The organism is Paenibacillus oceani (assembly GCF_014705615.1).
Classification (GTDB): domain Bacteria; phylum Bacillota; class Bacilli; order Paenibacillales; family NBRC-103111; genus Paenibacillus_AB; species Paenibacillus_AB oceani.
Genome location: NZ_JACXJA010000027.1, coordinates 34618 through 48963 on the forward strand (window position 1 = coordinate 34618; position 14346 = coordinate 48963).

The following is a 14346-nucleotide window of genomic DNA, read 5'->3' on the forward strand; positions in this document are numbered from 1 at the left end:
CGGATGGAAGTCCGGCTGATGGCGGGCGGGAGATCTTATGCAATCGATCATGTGACGACGAACCTGATGAGCGGCCGGTACGATGTGAAAGGGGCGATGCATGCCCATCCCGTTTTTCATATCATGTATATTTTGGAGGGAAACGGCCTGTTTACGGTCGGGCAAACCTCCTCCGAGGTTGGGCCGGGCATGCTGTACATCGTCAATCCGAACGAGCCCCACCAGTTTCACTTCGGTACGCGTGGGCCGCTGCTGAATCTGGAGAGCACGTTCGTGCTGCGAGGCACTGACGACGAGCCGGCGGAAGTGAATTTGTTTGATCTGATTGAGGAGAACCGGTCGATTCACATCAGTGAATCGCTGCGTTCCGCGCCGCTTGACGTACCGGCCCGATACCGGCCGATGCTGGACGAAGGCTACCGGCGAATTCTCGATTTGTACGACCTGCCGCAGCTTCGGGCCCATTTCGCCATTCAGGTGATCGATCTGCTCGCCAGGGTGGAAACGATCGTAGCCAACGCCGTACATGCGGAGAAAACGGTACATACCGCAGAAGATACGGTCGAACGGGCCAAGCATTTCCTGCTGTCGAACCGCCACCGATCCGTCACGCTCGGAGAAGCGGCGCAGTCGGTGCACGTAACGCCCAATTATTTGTGCCGGTTGTTTAAGGAGCATACGGGAGAGACGCCGATGGGCTATCTGTTGTCGGCGCGCATGCGAGAAGCGGGCAGCCTGCTCGCCCTGACCGATCTGCCGATCTATACGATCGCGGAGAAGCTGGGCTACGAGGAGCCGTCCTACTTCGCCAGACTGTTCCGGCGCGTCTACGGGGTGTCTCCGCAGACTTACCGGCGGCGGCAGCTGTCGCCTTGCTAGACGGAGTAGGGAAATTGCGGGCTTCGTCTTGTGATTGGGAGCAGGGTTTAGGTTCTTTGTACCTAGTTGGGAGGAGCATCAATAGGTTGGTTTGGAATTGGTTTGGAAATATGCAGGATTTGTCGGTTGAATTGCGAAAAACTGAGTCAAAAGGTCTGATTTTTTCGGATTGAGGAAGTCAGGCAATTTGGCTTATAAAATTGATATAATTTTCCGGAAATAAAGAGGAGTTTTATCGACTATTGTCGTATTAGATACGTTAGAATAGACAGAATTTGGGGTTGATCGACATCGACTACACACAACTGTTAATAAAGCTGGTTTTTGGGACAATAGAGTTTTTTTCTATGGTTATGTTATCGTTTGCATTGTTCCGAATCCCGATCAGATACAATCTCACTAAGATAACGGTTGTTTCTTTTACAGTCACAGTGGTCTCCTTGTTTCAGTGGGAATACCTCAGGATGGGGAATAGCGCTGCTCTTGTTATTATTATTACTTTCACACTGCTTGTTTCATTTCTGTTCAATATCCAGATTTTATTCTCGCTTGTTATTTGTCTATTAGGATATATCGCGGGTGGAGTTATACAAACCCTTCTTGTTATAGTCTTAATCGGAACCCAGCTAATATCTTCGGATTTACTTCGAGAATCGATATTTTATGCATCCATGATGCAGGTCATTACGGCAATTGTTATTTCTGCTCTCGTGTACTGGATGTCCTCTAGAAAGCTAGGATTTGTTTTTTTTCAGAAACGAATATCATTCAACTCTAAGCATCGAATTCCTAATATTTTCTTGTTGTGTATATTATTATTTGGCATATTGGTTATGCAGATGACTATTGTTTCTTTTCAAGAGAACGCTCAACTCATCTATCTGCTTATTATTCTCATAGCCGCATCTGCAGTTGGACTACTCCTTACCTATAAAAAGAACAAAAAAGAAATCGACGAAAAATTCAAACGGACGAAAATGAAATAATCGCGAGGTGAAGAGATGGATTTGATTGAACGTACGGCCAATCGACTGGCTATTACTATTAAAAAAGCAAATCCTGAGCGGACATCGAGCGTCGAGGTAATGAAATTTTCTTTGATGATTCTGCTAAATGCGCTAGCTACCATTGTTTTAACGATGGCAGTAGGATTAGTAACCGGAAAGTTTTGGGATACCATGCTCGTACTATTCAGCTTTGCTATACTTCGCTTTTTTAGTGGAGGGATTCATCTCCGTTCATCAGACGTGTGCGTTGTAGTTTCGACAGCGGTACTATCGATCATTCCACATCTGCCTCTGGAAAAGTATACGCTAGTTTTAACAATTATTAGTTTGATCTTAACTTTGTTGTTTGCCCCGTCAAACATTGAGGAACGTCTGCGAGTTGGGCATTCCAAAAAACTGTTGCTTAAACTAATAGCTTCTGCCATTGTGGCAAGCAACTTTTTTTGGAACTCGGATGTTTTGGCGGTATGTTTTATAGCTCAATGTACGCTTATTTTACCCTATACCAAGATAAGGAGGTGATCTCACTTATGAAACGTTACACGGCTCAATTGGCGTCTGGATTTTTGACCGTGTTTGCCTACGTTTTCGTTCAGCCTTTATGCACATGGTTCTTCCATAAGCCTGAAGTTCCGGCTGAACTACTAAAAAAACAAGCGTAAGTTTAATTGATCCCGAAACTTAGGTTTCGGGTTTTTTCATTTTTGCGCGGTACTACTAACCCATGCTTAGTAAAAAAGGGGGTAAATCAGGGTTGCAATTGGCAATTAAGTTCCTTTTTGGCGCCATTGAGTTTTTAAGTTTAAGCTTACTATCATTTACGTTATTTCGATTCCCGATTTTACAAAACTGGGTCAAGATTGGTTGTATCGCCCTTATAGTAGAAACGATCTCTATTTATCAACGGGATTTTTTGGGCATTAGTCAAGAGTATGCCATGATAGGTATGATCGTAGTTTACATCCTGTTGGTTAAAGTATTATTTGGTGTAAAGCTATGGTTAGCCGCTACGTTAAGTATATTCGGGTACATTGGGCTTGCCATTATTCAAGCGTTCCTGATCATGTTATTTGATTATATGGGTGTAACGTCGGTTGAAAAATTAAAAACCTCTTTAGCCGATATCGTTCTTGTGCAGTCCGTTACAGCGGCAGTTAACGGTGGGCTCGCGTTCTGGCTATCCACTAAAAGAATAGGCTTTGTCTTTATAGAGAAACGGGTTAATTTTAATTCGGAACCCCGAAAAATATATGTGTTACTTTTGATTGTACTGCTATTAAATGTTGTAACATTCGAATTAGCGGTTGTTTTTTTCTTGCAAAACAAATCGATAGGATTTTTCTTTGTAAGCTTTATCTTACTTGCAATACTAGCCCTCTACATCACCTACCAAAAAAACAAAAAAGAACTGCTCGACCACTACAATCGCTTAAAGGAAAGAAACCGCTCTATATAAGCGTTCGATCCGTTTTGTAAGTTTTTGTGGGTTGACCCGGCCGAAAACGGTATGCTACCCTAACCCCGAACCACTTACCCTTTTTTACCTGTTGTCAAACAGGGAGGAGGGGTCAAAATATGCCGAATCCGGATATACCGAATATCCGGTACGGGGGACGATTTACTTTGGGGTGAATGTTCGCGCTTTTGGCGGACAAGGGAGTTTCCTCTTCCCTAACCCGGCAGCTAACCTCGGAGGCGCCAGGAGGGAAAAACCGTTTGAAGCTTTTGATGAAAACCGTTGTTTTGTCGTGTGCTGTTTGGATGTCCGCCTCGGCTGTACATGGCGGAACGGCATCCGCGTCTACCCCGTCTGCAGACCAGAGCGTAAAGATCCAGCTTAACGATCAGCTGATCCCGTTTCCCGAAGCTCAACCTTACATAGACGACAAAGGGCAAACGTTCGTGCCGATCCGGCCTGTCCTCGAGTCGCTGGGCTACCAGATGGACTGGGAGATGGAGAACGGGCAAGTGGAAGTCACGGTGAAAGGCGATAAGCAGAAAACCGTCGAACTGACCACAGGAGTAAGCGAGGCCAAGCTAAACGGCAAGGCCGTACCGCTGACGAGCGGAGCATTGTTCCGGGACGGGACGGTATTTGTTCCGGTTCGATTCATATCGGAGTCACTCGGGATTATGATGCAGTGGGATAACGATAACCGAATCGCAATTTTATGTCAGGACGGCCAGTACCACGCTCCGGCCTGGTATGCCCCTCCGGTTGTGCAGGCACTAGCCGCTGCGCCTGCGCCTTCCGTCGCCGACCGGATTACGGATACAGCGCAAAACATGCTGGGCATCCGGTATGTTTGGGGCGGCACGACACCGAGCGGATTCGATTGCTCGGGTTTTGTGAATTACGTATTTGACCAGTTCGGCGTCGATCTTCCCCGAACTTCCCGCGATATGTTCCACAACTCGGGTCAGCCGGTAACGGAACTGAAGAAGGGGGACCTGGTGTTTTTAAACATCGGCCGGGTGACGACCCATGTCGGCATTTATCTGGGCAACGACCAGTTCGTGTCGGCTACGACTTCCCGCGGAACCCAAATTGATTCATTAACCAGCTCCTACTGGGGGCCCAAATATGTCGGGGCCAAGCGCATTCTGTAACGAACCTGCGCGAGGACCTCAAAACCCATGGAAAAACCTCCAATACTCACATCCTAATCGGTGTGGGTACGGAGGTTATTTGTTTTGCCGGCGTCAAGCCAATTCGATTCCTGCAACGACATAGGTGCCGGATGGAATCGATGCGCCCGCTCCTATATCGACTTTGCTTACCAGAAGCACATCTCCGGCGTCGGCATACATGAGCTGGTTGGACGGGCCCGGAGCATTCGTCGCATCCCAGGTTACGATTCTTTCACCCGTTACTATGCCTGCCGATGTGTGCCGGTACTGATTGGGCGCATGCAGCTCTGTAACGGTACCGTCCGGCCGGCGAATGGCGTATTTCCACTCCGCATAGTCGGTTGCGCTGCCAGGCACCCCGTCGTCCAGTGCCGCTGTAATCCGCAGGATCACGGTGGTCTTTTCGAACACTTTCACAGGAACGGCGGAATTGGACAAAGCGGGTACCCGGATCGGACTGGATAATGGCAAGCGCACCGCCTCAAACGTACCGGTACCCGCCGAATCCCGCTGAACCAGCCGGGCGGGCTCCAGGCAATTCGTTATACGCACGCTCTCAGCCTTCACATCGCTGCCTTTACCGACCCGGAGCAGTCCTCGCGGACTAAGGGTGGAAAATAACGAGTCGGCAATCGTGACATGGGACCAGCTGATCGGCAGCGTACAATCGATTCCGTGTCTGGACACGCCCGAGAAATAGCTGTTTCGGACTATGATGTTCGATAACGCATGGATCGAACGTGTATATGAGTCCACTGTGACCAAGGTCGACACGGCATAACCGGAGGCGATTTCGTTGCGGATGTCGGTGTCGCCGGGGGCAAGCGCTCCGGGATGACGATCCGCCAGGCTGATCCCGTCAAACGTAATATCCCGTATCGTACCGGAGGAATTCTTGTTCACCTGGGCCAGCAAAAGCATCGGCCAATCGGCGGCGCCGGAGCGGGCCCGGACGATGCCCCGGATATTTGAGAACGCGACCCGTTCTACGGTGCAGCCGCCGCTGACCCGAATTTGCGTCAAGCCGATCCATTCCGCGCCGTCCACATCCCGCAGCTGAATGTCGTGGTAGGTGATGTCGTAAATGTTCCCGCCCCGAAGCTCCGGGATCGAGGTGACCGAGTCGTTTGGCTTCAGCAGCGCCACGTACCCCGGTCGAATGAGCGTGCAGCCTCCAGCCGTACAGTTGTACACGTCTTCGCCCAGTTCCGTCCCTATGGACATCGGACCGGTCGTCGTATCATAGGTCCCGCCGATCACATGGACGTCGTGGGCCGGGCCTCGGCCTTTCCGGGTCTTGATCACGATGCCGTCTTCGCGCACCGTATTCCGCAAGTCACAATTGACAAAGTAAATATGTTTGCCGTTCCAGATATGAATATTCGTCCGGTCCCGATATACGCAGTTGACGAACCAGTTGTTTTCCGGCTGCTGTTCAGCGGTCGGGCCTTCTCGCACGAACATCCAGGGGCTGACGGAACCGGTAGAGTCGAAATGTACGACATTTTCCACCCGCAAGTTTTTCACGTTCAAGTCGAAATGGTAGTAGCTGATCGTCATAATCGAGTCATGGCCGAACCGGAACGTGCTCAGATGAATGTTCTCTTTCCGGGGAAGCCGGGCCCTGAAAATAAAGTTCGTAAATACCGTATTCGGCGTACCGGTCAGTTTCAAGTGATCCGGCAAGTCCGTCACCACGTAATCGTAGAACGACGAACGCGTCTCCAAATTGCCGTAGTAGGTTCCTGCAGGCACGAACAGTTCCGCCCCGATGGCCGCCGCCGCATTCATCGCCGCTTGCAGGGCAGCCAGGTTGGACGCGTTCATTCCTTCTTGAAACCCGAAATATTGCGGAAGCAAAGTGCCGTTCTCGATGATTCGAATCCACGCTCCCAGATTTCCGGTTTGTCCGGCAGGCGCCACATATAATCCGGATTGGGGATCAGCCGCGACGTTCGCAGACAGATCGGCGGAACTCCATCGAAAGAAGCCGGCGCGGCCGGTCGACGTAATAACGGCGGTATCCCCGTCGCTCATGCCGCTCAAATCGCGCAAGTCGTCGATCGTATCCGCATTCGCCAGCTCCGTCAACAATCCGGCCCCGCTTCTTCTGTGCAAGCGCCCGGCAACGCCGGAACCGTTGCCCCTGCTGCCGGGCAATTCCGGGATCGGATCGCCCAGAGCGTTCGCATACATTCCCCCGGCAGCCAGAGCCGCTCCCGCCAGACCGAGTGAGGTAATCAACTTGCGCCTGCTTATGCCTGCCATGGACGGTTGGGGAGAGTCAGACAGCTTCTTATTGGACAAAAGGAACACGCTCCTTTGTTGGAATCGTTTTCGTGACTTCGTTCAGAAGCTTTTCTTTAGAGCCGGAACGCAGAAGCTTTTCTATTTCGTCTTTCTAATATCGTCGATGACTTTCTGGGCCGCCTCCTCGATTTTCCGGAAGGTCGTGTTGATATCCGCGGTCCCCATCGCCAGCGGGTTGGTCTGCGCCGTATAGGTGGGAACGAGATTCGCATCATAGGGGAGTCTGGGAGGAATCGGCGCGAATGTATGGAAATACAGCGCTTTGTAATTTTTATCCGGATACTCGGCCTCCTTGCCGATCTGCTGCCGGATGGACTCGTCGACAAGAACCGGCATATTGCCCTGTTTGGCGCTGGTGGTCTGGAACTCGACCGAAGTTAATTGCATTAGTGCGTGAAAAGCCGCTTCGGGATTTCTGCTCAGACTCGTAACGCCGAAATATAACGGGTATGCCTGCGAACCGACCCCGGGCAGTTCCTTGAATGTGGGGAGGGACACCATATCGACATGATCCCAGTTCACACCTTTGATATCCCCGAAAATGTGAGACGACAAGAAGGCCCACATCGCTACATTTTGTTCCTTCGTAAAATTGTTCAGCGGGGGAATTTTTTTCAAGGACCGGTAGCCCTCATCCGCAGCAGGATCGATATAGACCGTTTGAAAGAACTGCTTCCACTTGTCGTTTTTGTTGATGGTCGGAGCGCCTGTTGCAACGTCGATCGTAGGCAGCGAAAATTGATTGAGCCGCAAGATGTGCTGCGGAGAGGAAGCGAAGCCGTAATATTGCTGGCCGTTATCGCTCCTCGTCAGTTTTTTGGCGATAGCGAGCATTTCCTCCCAGGTCATGCCGTCTTTCGGATAAGGCACTCCGAATTTATCGAAAATCGATTTGTTATAATACAAAACCATATTAAACACATTGACTGGAAGCGCATACATTTTTCCGTCGGAAACTTGCTTGATCGCTTCGATTACAGTCGGCTCGAATCGGTTCAAGTCGATCTTGTTGGTCTTGATCAGCTCGGTCATGTCGTATTGCAGGTTGTATTGGGATATCGAATATTCGTAGTTGCCGATCGTGTGGTAAAGGAGGTCGATTTTCTCGCCTGCGGCGATTAACTCGGGCAGCGTCGAGCCTTGTTTGCTTTGAATGAATTTGAACGTATAGTGCGGCAGTTTTTTCTTCAAGTAATCGCCGTAGCGGGTGTTGAAGCTTTCTTCAGTCGCGCCGCTGGGGGAAAAGACGACCAGCTCCGCTGGAGCGCTCGGGTTAAATTGGTTTGCTGCGGCTTCTGCTGCCGCATCCTTTTTCCCGTTTTCGCCGGAACAGGCGGCCGTAAAGGCCGACAGAGCGGTGATTAAGGCAAGCGTCGTTATAACTTTTTTAGGCAATGGTACAACCTCCCTATTTTTTAGAAATCGGTTTCTTTATTGAGAAACGAAGTCTCCTTTCCTGAGATTGAGCGTAGGGCCTCTTGAGGAAAACTATACATGTTTTCTTTTTGTTTTTCAATATTCCATTTTGTTTCTTTTTCGTTTTCGTGAAATGTATGAATAGTTTTCTTTCTTAAAGACAGTTAGCGGCGTGGTTTAGGTCGTACATGGTGCATATGCTTGAGACGGCGCGCGTGAAAATAAAAGAAAATTTTCTCTTTATTTCCCTCCCGGATGTTTTTTTTCTTTCGCTGATGTATAGTAGATAGGAGTAAAGGAATAAAAGGTGATTCCAATGACCACAATCCGAGATATAGCGAAGGCGGCCAACGTTACGATCAGCACGGTTTCCAAAGCACTGAACTATGAGGCCGGAGTGAGCGAACAGACCCGCCAAAAAATTCAAGCAATCGCTGAGCAACTGAACTATGTGAAGCTACCGTCCGCGAAGCGAACGACGGACGCGGCTCCCAAGTGCATCGGTCTCATTTGGCCCCAGGCGAATGGAGTTTCATTTCCCCATACGGTAGGCGCTTTGGAAAAAGAGGCGGGCAAGCTGGGGTATTCCGTCGTAGTCTCCACTGCGACGCCGGACAAAGCGCTCCATCATATGAACCGGCTGTCGATCCGGCATGTGGTGATCTGGGGGCTTCACAGCATGCTGCTGACGCCTGATTTCCTCAACGAACGGGAGTTATACAACGGGACTCTCCTGTCCTTGGGCGGGGCGCCGCTGGAGCAGGCTCACTCGATCGCAATAGACCGGCAGGAAGCGATCCACAAAGCGGTCCGGTATTTGAGCGAGCTCGGGCACCGGTCGATCGTATTTATCGGCGTCAAAAACGAGAAGCTGATCGGCTATACGCTGGGTATGCTGGACTGCAAGCTGGAGTACCGGCCTGAGCTTATCGTGATGGCGAGCAAATACAAGCCGTTCCCGGACGAATTGCTGCTCGAGGCATTGCGGAATACAACGGGCTCGAAGCCTACTGCCGTGATCGTCGAATCTCACGGTACGTTGTGCCGCTTCGCCCGCTTCGCCAAAACATACGGCATCCGCATCCCGGACGATGTTTCTGTTATATCTTACGATAACATTCCGGAGATGGGGGAGACGCTCGAGGTGCCTGTGACTACGGTTGGACCCGATCTGGAATCGCTGGCTCGGACAACGCTCGAACATCTGCTGTCCCCCAAATCGGAGAAAGAGCCATCCAGCGCCGTGACGCTGGAAATGGAGCTTGTCGTTCGCGACTCTACCGTTCCGCCGGCGGCGAATCGCTGAGCTTCCCCTAACAAATCGGTAAAAGGCCCAGCCGCTTCAACCAAGCGGAGGGCCTTTTGTTTGGAGTTTTCGGTTATTTCTTAAAAGGCGGCGGCAGCCGGTTCCGCCGACTGCAAGGCGCGGTCGATGTTCAGCACAACGATGAAGCTGTCTTGCTGCTTGTACACGCCCTGCACCAGTCTGCTTGGCTGCATCCCGGTATGCTCCGAAGCGATCTCGATATCGCTCTGCCGCACTTTCAGCACTTCCATCACCTGATCGATCAGCACCCCGACATCGCGCCGGCCGGACTCGATCACCATAATTCGCGAGCGGGCGTTCGGTTCCTGCCGGGCCAGGCCGAAGCTGTGTCTCAGGTCGTAGACCGGGAGTACGGCTCCCCGCAGATTAATCATGCCGAGCATGCCGGCCGGGGCATCCACCAATTTGGAGATGGGCGGCACGGTGATGATCTCCTTCACCTTGGCGATATCGAGCGCATACTGCTCCGTATCGACACAGAAGGTGACCAGCTGCGTCTCGCGTTCCCGGGACGATTCCTTCCGTTGTTCCTCCTGATTCCGGGTGAGTAGCAGGGAGCCCTCATCCTTCACGATGGAGCCGACGTCGAGAATAAGCGCGACCTTCCCGCTGCCGAGAATAGTCGCCCCCGCCAGGTAAGGCACTTCACCGACGAATTTGCCGAGCGACTTGATAACGATCTCCTGATTGCCCAGAGTTTTGTCTACAACGAGACATACCCGTTTGTCCGCGATGCCGAGCACGACGACGATCAGCCGCCGGTCGCCGGACGAGCCGCATTCCGTCTCTGCCAGTCCGAGCTTGCGGTGCATCCGGACGAGCGGGAAGATCGTTCCCCGGATGACGCACACCTCGCGACCTTGAATCGTCTGAATATCGCCGGTTTGCAACCGGACGATCTCGAGTACGTTGACTAACGGGATGGCAAAGGTGCTTGCGCCGAGCTGCACCAGCAGCGAACGGATAATCGCAAGCGTAAGCGGCAGCTTGATCGTAAAAACGGTTCCTTCGCCGGGAGTGGAGTCGATGTCGATCAGCCCGTTCAGCTTCTCGATGTGCGAACGCACGATATCCATGCCGACGCCGCGGCCAGACAGATCCGTCACTTTGTCAGCCGTCGACATGCCGGAGTGGAAGATGAGGAAGATGAGCTCCTTGTCGGTCATTCTCTCCGTTTCCTCGCGGGTGACGAACCCTTTACGTATCGCCGTTTCCTTAATCCGCTGGGGATCGATGCCCTTCCCGTCGTCGGCGATCGAGAGGACGATCTGATTTTCCTGATGGGCCGCCTTAAGCAGCAGCTTGCCTTTTCTCGGCTTGCCGAGCCGTTCGCGCTCCTCGGGGCTTTCGATCCCGTGATCGGCGGCATTGCGCAGAATATGAATGATCGGATCGCTGATCTCTTCGATCAGCGTCCGGTCCAGCTCGGTTTCCTTGCCCTCCATGACGAAGTCGATTTCTTTGCCCGCCTGGATCGCGATATCCCGCATCATCCGCGGAAACCGGTTGAACAGCTGCTCGATCGGCAGCATCCGCGTCTTCATCATGCCTTCCTGAAGCTCGCCGACGACCCGGTTCAAATGATTGCTGATATCGCCCAGCTCCGCGATATCCCCGTGGTCTTTGAACTGCTGGCTGAGCCGGTTCTTCACTTCGATCAGCCGGGTGTTGTCGATGATCAGCTCGCCGACGAAGTTAAGCAGCATCTCCAGCCGGTCGACATCGACGCGAACGGTTTGGTTGACCTTAATCCTCGACTCGCTTTTTGGCTGGGCCGCTCCTTCCGCCGGAGCGGCTGCCGGTTCCGCCGCTATCGGTTCCGTTTTTGGGGGGGCGTCGGCAGCAATGTCCGTCCCTTGCGGCGGTTCGCACATCTGCCGCTGGGCCGCCCGGCTGATCCAGAACGATTGGACATGCGACATGCAGCGGATCGCGTTCGAGACGGCGGCTTCGCTTTGCTCGGTAGCCAGCAGAACGGCGAATTCAGTGACGGAGTCGTTGCCGTCTCCGGCTTCGGGCAATTGAGCCGCAACGATCTGTCCGAGCTCGGAACAGCTGTTGCACATAATCAGCATCCGGGCCTGTTTCATCTCCGTCTCGGGCTCCAGCCGGATCTGCACGGTGAAGGCGTCATACCCGCGATTCAGGTAATAGAGCAGGGCGTCCAACTGCTCCTGCTCCCATTCGGCGGCCGGAGCGGGCGATTCGCAAGGCTCGTCTTCCGGCTGTGGAGGAGTAGATTCCCGCGCCTGTTCCAGCAAGGCGACGAGCGGTCCGATATTCGTCTCGTGCAGCCGGTCTTCGATAATGGCGATTTTGAGCACCTTCATGTAGTCGATCGCCCGGAACAGCACGGTAACCAGGGCGGAATTGACCGACAACTGCCGGTTGCGGATCAGGTCGAACACGTTCTCGATCGCGTGCGTCAGCTCCTTAAGCGGTTCGAACCCCATAGCCGCCGAAGATCCCTTCAACGTATGAGCCGCGCGGAAAATACGCCCGATCGTCTCCATATTCGTGCCGTCGCGTTCCAGCTCCAAAATTTGTTCGTTTAAAATTTGCGATTGTTCGTCCATCTCGTCCATAAAAATGCCGAGATAAGCGGACATATTCAGATCTGTCATGCTGCTAGCCCCCTCTCGCTTATAAGCCGGTCGCTACCGCTTCCGCCTTTGTTGCTACTGCAGGACGCGGTCGAGTCTAAGAATGCCAACCAGTTCCTCGCCCGATTTGCCGATTCCTTCGATAAACCCGCCGTCCGTACCTCCGGACCGCTCGGGAGGGGGCTGGATTTCGGTGAACGAGGTGACCTGGTACACCTGGTCCACGGTCAGGCCGACGACCGAATCGGAATAGTTAACGACTACGATACGCGTCGATTTCGTATCCGGCACTTCCGGCAGGCCGAATCGTTTGCGCAGACTTACGATAGGAGCTACTTTTCCCCTCAAATTGATTACGCCGGTCAAATAAGGCTTGCCGTTCGGGATGGCGGTGACAGGCTGCACGCGGATGATTTCATGGATGACTTGGATGTGCAGGGCAAGCCGTTCGTTACCGATCCGAATCTCGATAAACTGCCGGGAAGCGAGCGGGTCCGTCATAGTGGGATGTCACCGACCTTTTATTGGATTTTAAATGCGGATACGGTCTCGTTCAGATCTTCCGACAGCTGGGCGAGCGATTGCGAAGCCGAGGCCGTCTCCTCTGCGGCGGAGGCTGCCTCCTCGCTGGTAGCGGCGATCGATTCGGTCGAGCGCAGCACTTCCTCCGCTTGGGCGGCTTGTTCTTCGCTTGCGGCGGCGATCTCATTCACCTGCGAGGCCGTATCGTTAACCTTGGCAACGATGTTCGTGAAGGCCGAGCCGATCTGGTGCGACAGGCCGACGGCTTTCGATACGGCGTGTACGCTTTCGTTCGTATTGTTCTGCATGCCTTTGATGATGGCGGCGATTTCCTTCGTGGCGTCGCTGCTTCGCTCGGCCAGCTTGCGCACTTCGTCGGCGACGACCGCGAATCCTTTGCCCTGATCCCCGGCGCGGGCGGCTTCGATCGCGGCGTTAAGCGCAAGCAGATTGGTTTGGTCGGCGATATCGTCGATCACGCCGATGATTTGGCCGATCTTATCGGAGTCGCCCCGGAGCTTCTCCATGGACTGCTCGAGCTGGCCGATCGCTTCAACCGACGCCCGGATCGTCTGACCGCCCTGCTCGGCGACTTCCTTGGTCTGGGTGGACAGCGAGGCGGCCGATTCGGCGCCTCTCGCCACGGAGTCGATGGCGATCGACAGCTCGCGGAACAGCTCGTTGACCGTTTGGGCCGAACCGGCCTGGCTCGTAGCTCCGCTGGCGATTTCCTGAGTGCTTGCCGAGATTTGCTGAGCGGCGGCCGCTACGCTCTGGGAAGAGCCGAGTACAGAGCCGATCAGTTGCTTCAGAGCTTTCACCATCTCGTCGGACGAGTGCGACAGTTGGGCGATCTCGTCTTTTCCTCCGGCGTTTAGAGGTTCGATAGTCAAATTGCCCAAAGCGACTTCCTTAATGTTGCGAGTAGCGGCCTGGAGCGGTCTCGTAATGGCGCGGGTCAGGAGAAACGCCGTTCCGAGTCCGACCAGGAGGCCGCCGGCAAGGAGTAAGGACGTTAAGAGAAGCCCGCTGTTATAGGTTTGATCCGATTCGGCGCTTGCCTGCTTGGCTCCTTCGGAATTGAAGTGAACCAGCTCGTCCAGTGGCTTGTTGAGCCGTTCCTTTAACACCTGACCTTCGTTAAACAAGCGGATCGCTTCGCTGTCGTTACCTGCCTGGCTTGCCTTAAGCGTCTTCTCGGTATGGGCGAGCCAGACTTCGACTTCCGACTTGAGCGAATTGAACTGCCGGTGGTCTTCCTCGGAAATAAGCGATTTCTCGTAGTAGGTATACTCGTTGTGAATGGCTTCGATCGCGGTGGCGCGCTCCTTCTCGGCCGCAGTCATTTCTTCGGCGGTCAGACTGATAATATGCTTCAGCATGGCGGCTTGAACGTCTTGAATGCGGGAATCGAGCCGGTTGATCGCCTCCACGCCGGGCATCCAAAAGCTGGTGATCTGTTTGGAGCTTTCGTTCATCGAACCCATATTGGAAAACGACATCCACCCGATCGATCCCATAATAAGCAGGATGAAAATAAAGCCTGCGTACAATTTTTTGCCCACGGTCCAATTCATAGATTACAACCTCCCGGTATTGATGAATTTTGGAATGGAATGCCAAGTTCATCTACCTGTAATTGTGGGGGAAA

At 52.9% G+C, this 14346-nt stretch carries 11 protein-coding genes and 1 riboswitch; of the genes, 6 read left to right on the forward strand and 5 right to left on the reverse strand.

The features are described 5' to 3' along the window. Window positions 1–3 precede the first annotated feature (3 nt). From IDH45_RS19310 to IDH45_RS19330, 5 genes are all read left to right on the forward strand, one after another. Complete coding sequence (locus IDH45_RS19310) at window positions 4–879, forward strand: AraC family transcriptional regulator (RefSeq protein ID WP_190929763.1); 876 nt, start codon at window positions 4–6, stop codon at window positions 877–879. A 1001-nt stretch (window positions 880–1880) separates the two neighbouring features. Beyond that, entirely contained in the window at window positions 1881–2408 is a 528-nt protein-coding gene (locus IDH45_RS19315) for an accessory gene regulator ArgB-like protein (RefSeq protein WP_190929764.1), read from the forward strand. 8 nt (window positions 2409–2416) lie between these two features. After that, complete coding sequence (locus IDH45_RS19320; RefSeq protein ID WP_190929765.1) at window positions 2417–2548, forward strand: cyclic lactone autoinducer peptide; 132 nt, start codon at window positions 2417–2419, stop codon at window positions 2546–2548. A 92-nt stretch (window positions 2549–2640) separates the two neighbouring features. Next, entirely contained in the window at window positions 2641–3342 is a 702-nt protein-coding gene (locus IDH45_RS19325; protein ID WP_190929766.1) for a hypothetical protein, read from the forward strand. Between the two features lie 110 nt (window positions 3343–3452). Next, window positions 3453–3598, forward strand: a riboswitch (cyclic di-AMP (ydaO/yuaA leader). A 4-nt stretch (window positions 3599–3602) separates the two neighbouring features. Next, on the forward strand, window positions 3603–4496 hold the full coding sequence (locus tag IDH45_RS19330; RefSeq protein ID WP_223836801.1) for a C40 family peptidase: 894 nt from the start codon (window positions 3603–3605) through the stop codon (window positions 4494–4496). 93 nt (window positions 4497–4589) lie between these two features. Here IDH45_RS19330 and IDH45_RS19335 read toward each other — a convergent pair whose 3' ends face one another. Both IDH45_RS19335 and IDH45_RS19340 read right to left on the reverse strand, forming a co-directional pair. Continuing rightward, window positions 4590–6824: a hypothetical protein gene (locus tag IDH45_RS19335; protein WP_190929767.1), complete on the reverse strand. Its 2235-nt coding sequence runs from the start codon at window positions 6822–6824 to the stop codon at window positions 4590–4592. Between the two features lie 81 nt (window positions 6825–6905). After that, the gene (locus tag IDH45_RS19340) at window positions 6906–8222 is read right to left on the reverse strand and encodes an ABC transporter substrate-binding protein (protein WP_190929768.1); all 1317 of its coding nucleotides are present in this window, start codon (window positions 8220–8222) and stop codon (window positions 6906–6908) included. Window positions 8223–8559: 337 nt separating this feature from the next. On the opposite strand from IDH45_RS19340, the gene IDH45_RS19345 reads away from it, so the two are divergent. After that, on the forward strand, window positions 8560–9549 hold the full coding sequence (locus IDH45_RS19345) for a LacI family DNA-binding transcriptional regulator (protein ID WP_190929769.1): 990 nt from the start codon (window positions 8560–8562) through the stop codon (window positions 9547–9549). Window positions 9550–9629: 80 nt separating this feature from the next. Here the strand turns inward: IDH45_RS19345 and IDH45_RS19350 are convergent, their stop codons facing one another. Genes IDH45_RS19350 through IDH45_RS19360 form a run of 3 tightly spaced genes read right to left on the reverse strand, consistent with a single transcriptional unit; the run spans window position 9630 to window position 14272 of the window. Next, the gene (locus IDH45_RS19350; protein WP_190929770.1) at window positions 9630–12194 is read right to left on the reverse strand and encodes a chemotaxis protein CheW; all 2565 of its coding nucleotides are present in this window, start codon (window positions 12192–12194) and stop codon (window positions 9630–9632) included. A 54-nt stretch (window positions 12195–12248) separates the two neighbouring features. Then, window positions 12249–12674, reverse strand: a complete 426-nt coding sequence (locus IDH45_RS19355) for a chemotaxis protein CheW (RefSeq protein ID WP_190929771.1) — start codon at window positions 12672–12674, stop codon at window positions 12249–12251. Window positions 12675–12694: 20 nt separating this feature from the next. Beyond that, on the reverse strand, window positions 12695–14272 hold the full coding sequence (locus tag IDH45_RS19360; RefSeq protein ID WP_190929772.1) for a methyl-accepting chemotaxis protein: 1578 nt from the start codon (window positions 14270–14272) through the stop codon (window positions 12695–12697). Window positions 14273–14346 lie beyond the last annotated feature (74 nt).

Bases quoted from the DNA above. Each gene is read 5' to 3' on its own strand.
- IDH45_RS19320 (WP_190929765.1), top strand. From the start codon at position 2,417: ATGAAACGTTACACGGCTCAATTGGCGTCTGGATTTTTGACCGTGTTT.
- IDH45_RS19350 (WP_190929770.1), bottom strand. From the start codon at position 12,194: ATGACAGATCTGAATATGTCCGCTTATCTCGGCATTTTTATGGACGAG.
- IDH45_RS19360 (WP_190929772.1), bottom strand. From the start codon at position 14,272: ATGAATTGGACCGTGGGCAAAAAATTGTACGCAGGCTTTATTTTCATC.
- IDH45_RS19310 (WP_190929763.1), top strand. From the start codon at position 4: ATGGAAGTCCGGCTGATGGCGGGCGGGAGATCTTATGCAATCGATCAT.
- IDH45_RS19315 (WP_190929764.1), top strand. From the start codon at position 1,881: ATGGATTTGATTGAACGTACGGCCAATCGACTGGCTATTACTATTAAA.
- IDH45_RS19355 (WP_190929771.1), bottom strand. From the start codon at position 12,674: ATGACGGACCCGCTCGCTTCCCGGCAGTTTATCGAGATTCGGATCGGT.
- IDH45_RS19345 (WP_190929769.1), top strand. From the start codon at position 8,560: ATGACCACAATCCGAGATATAGCGAAGGCGGCCAACGTTACGATCAGC.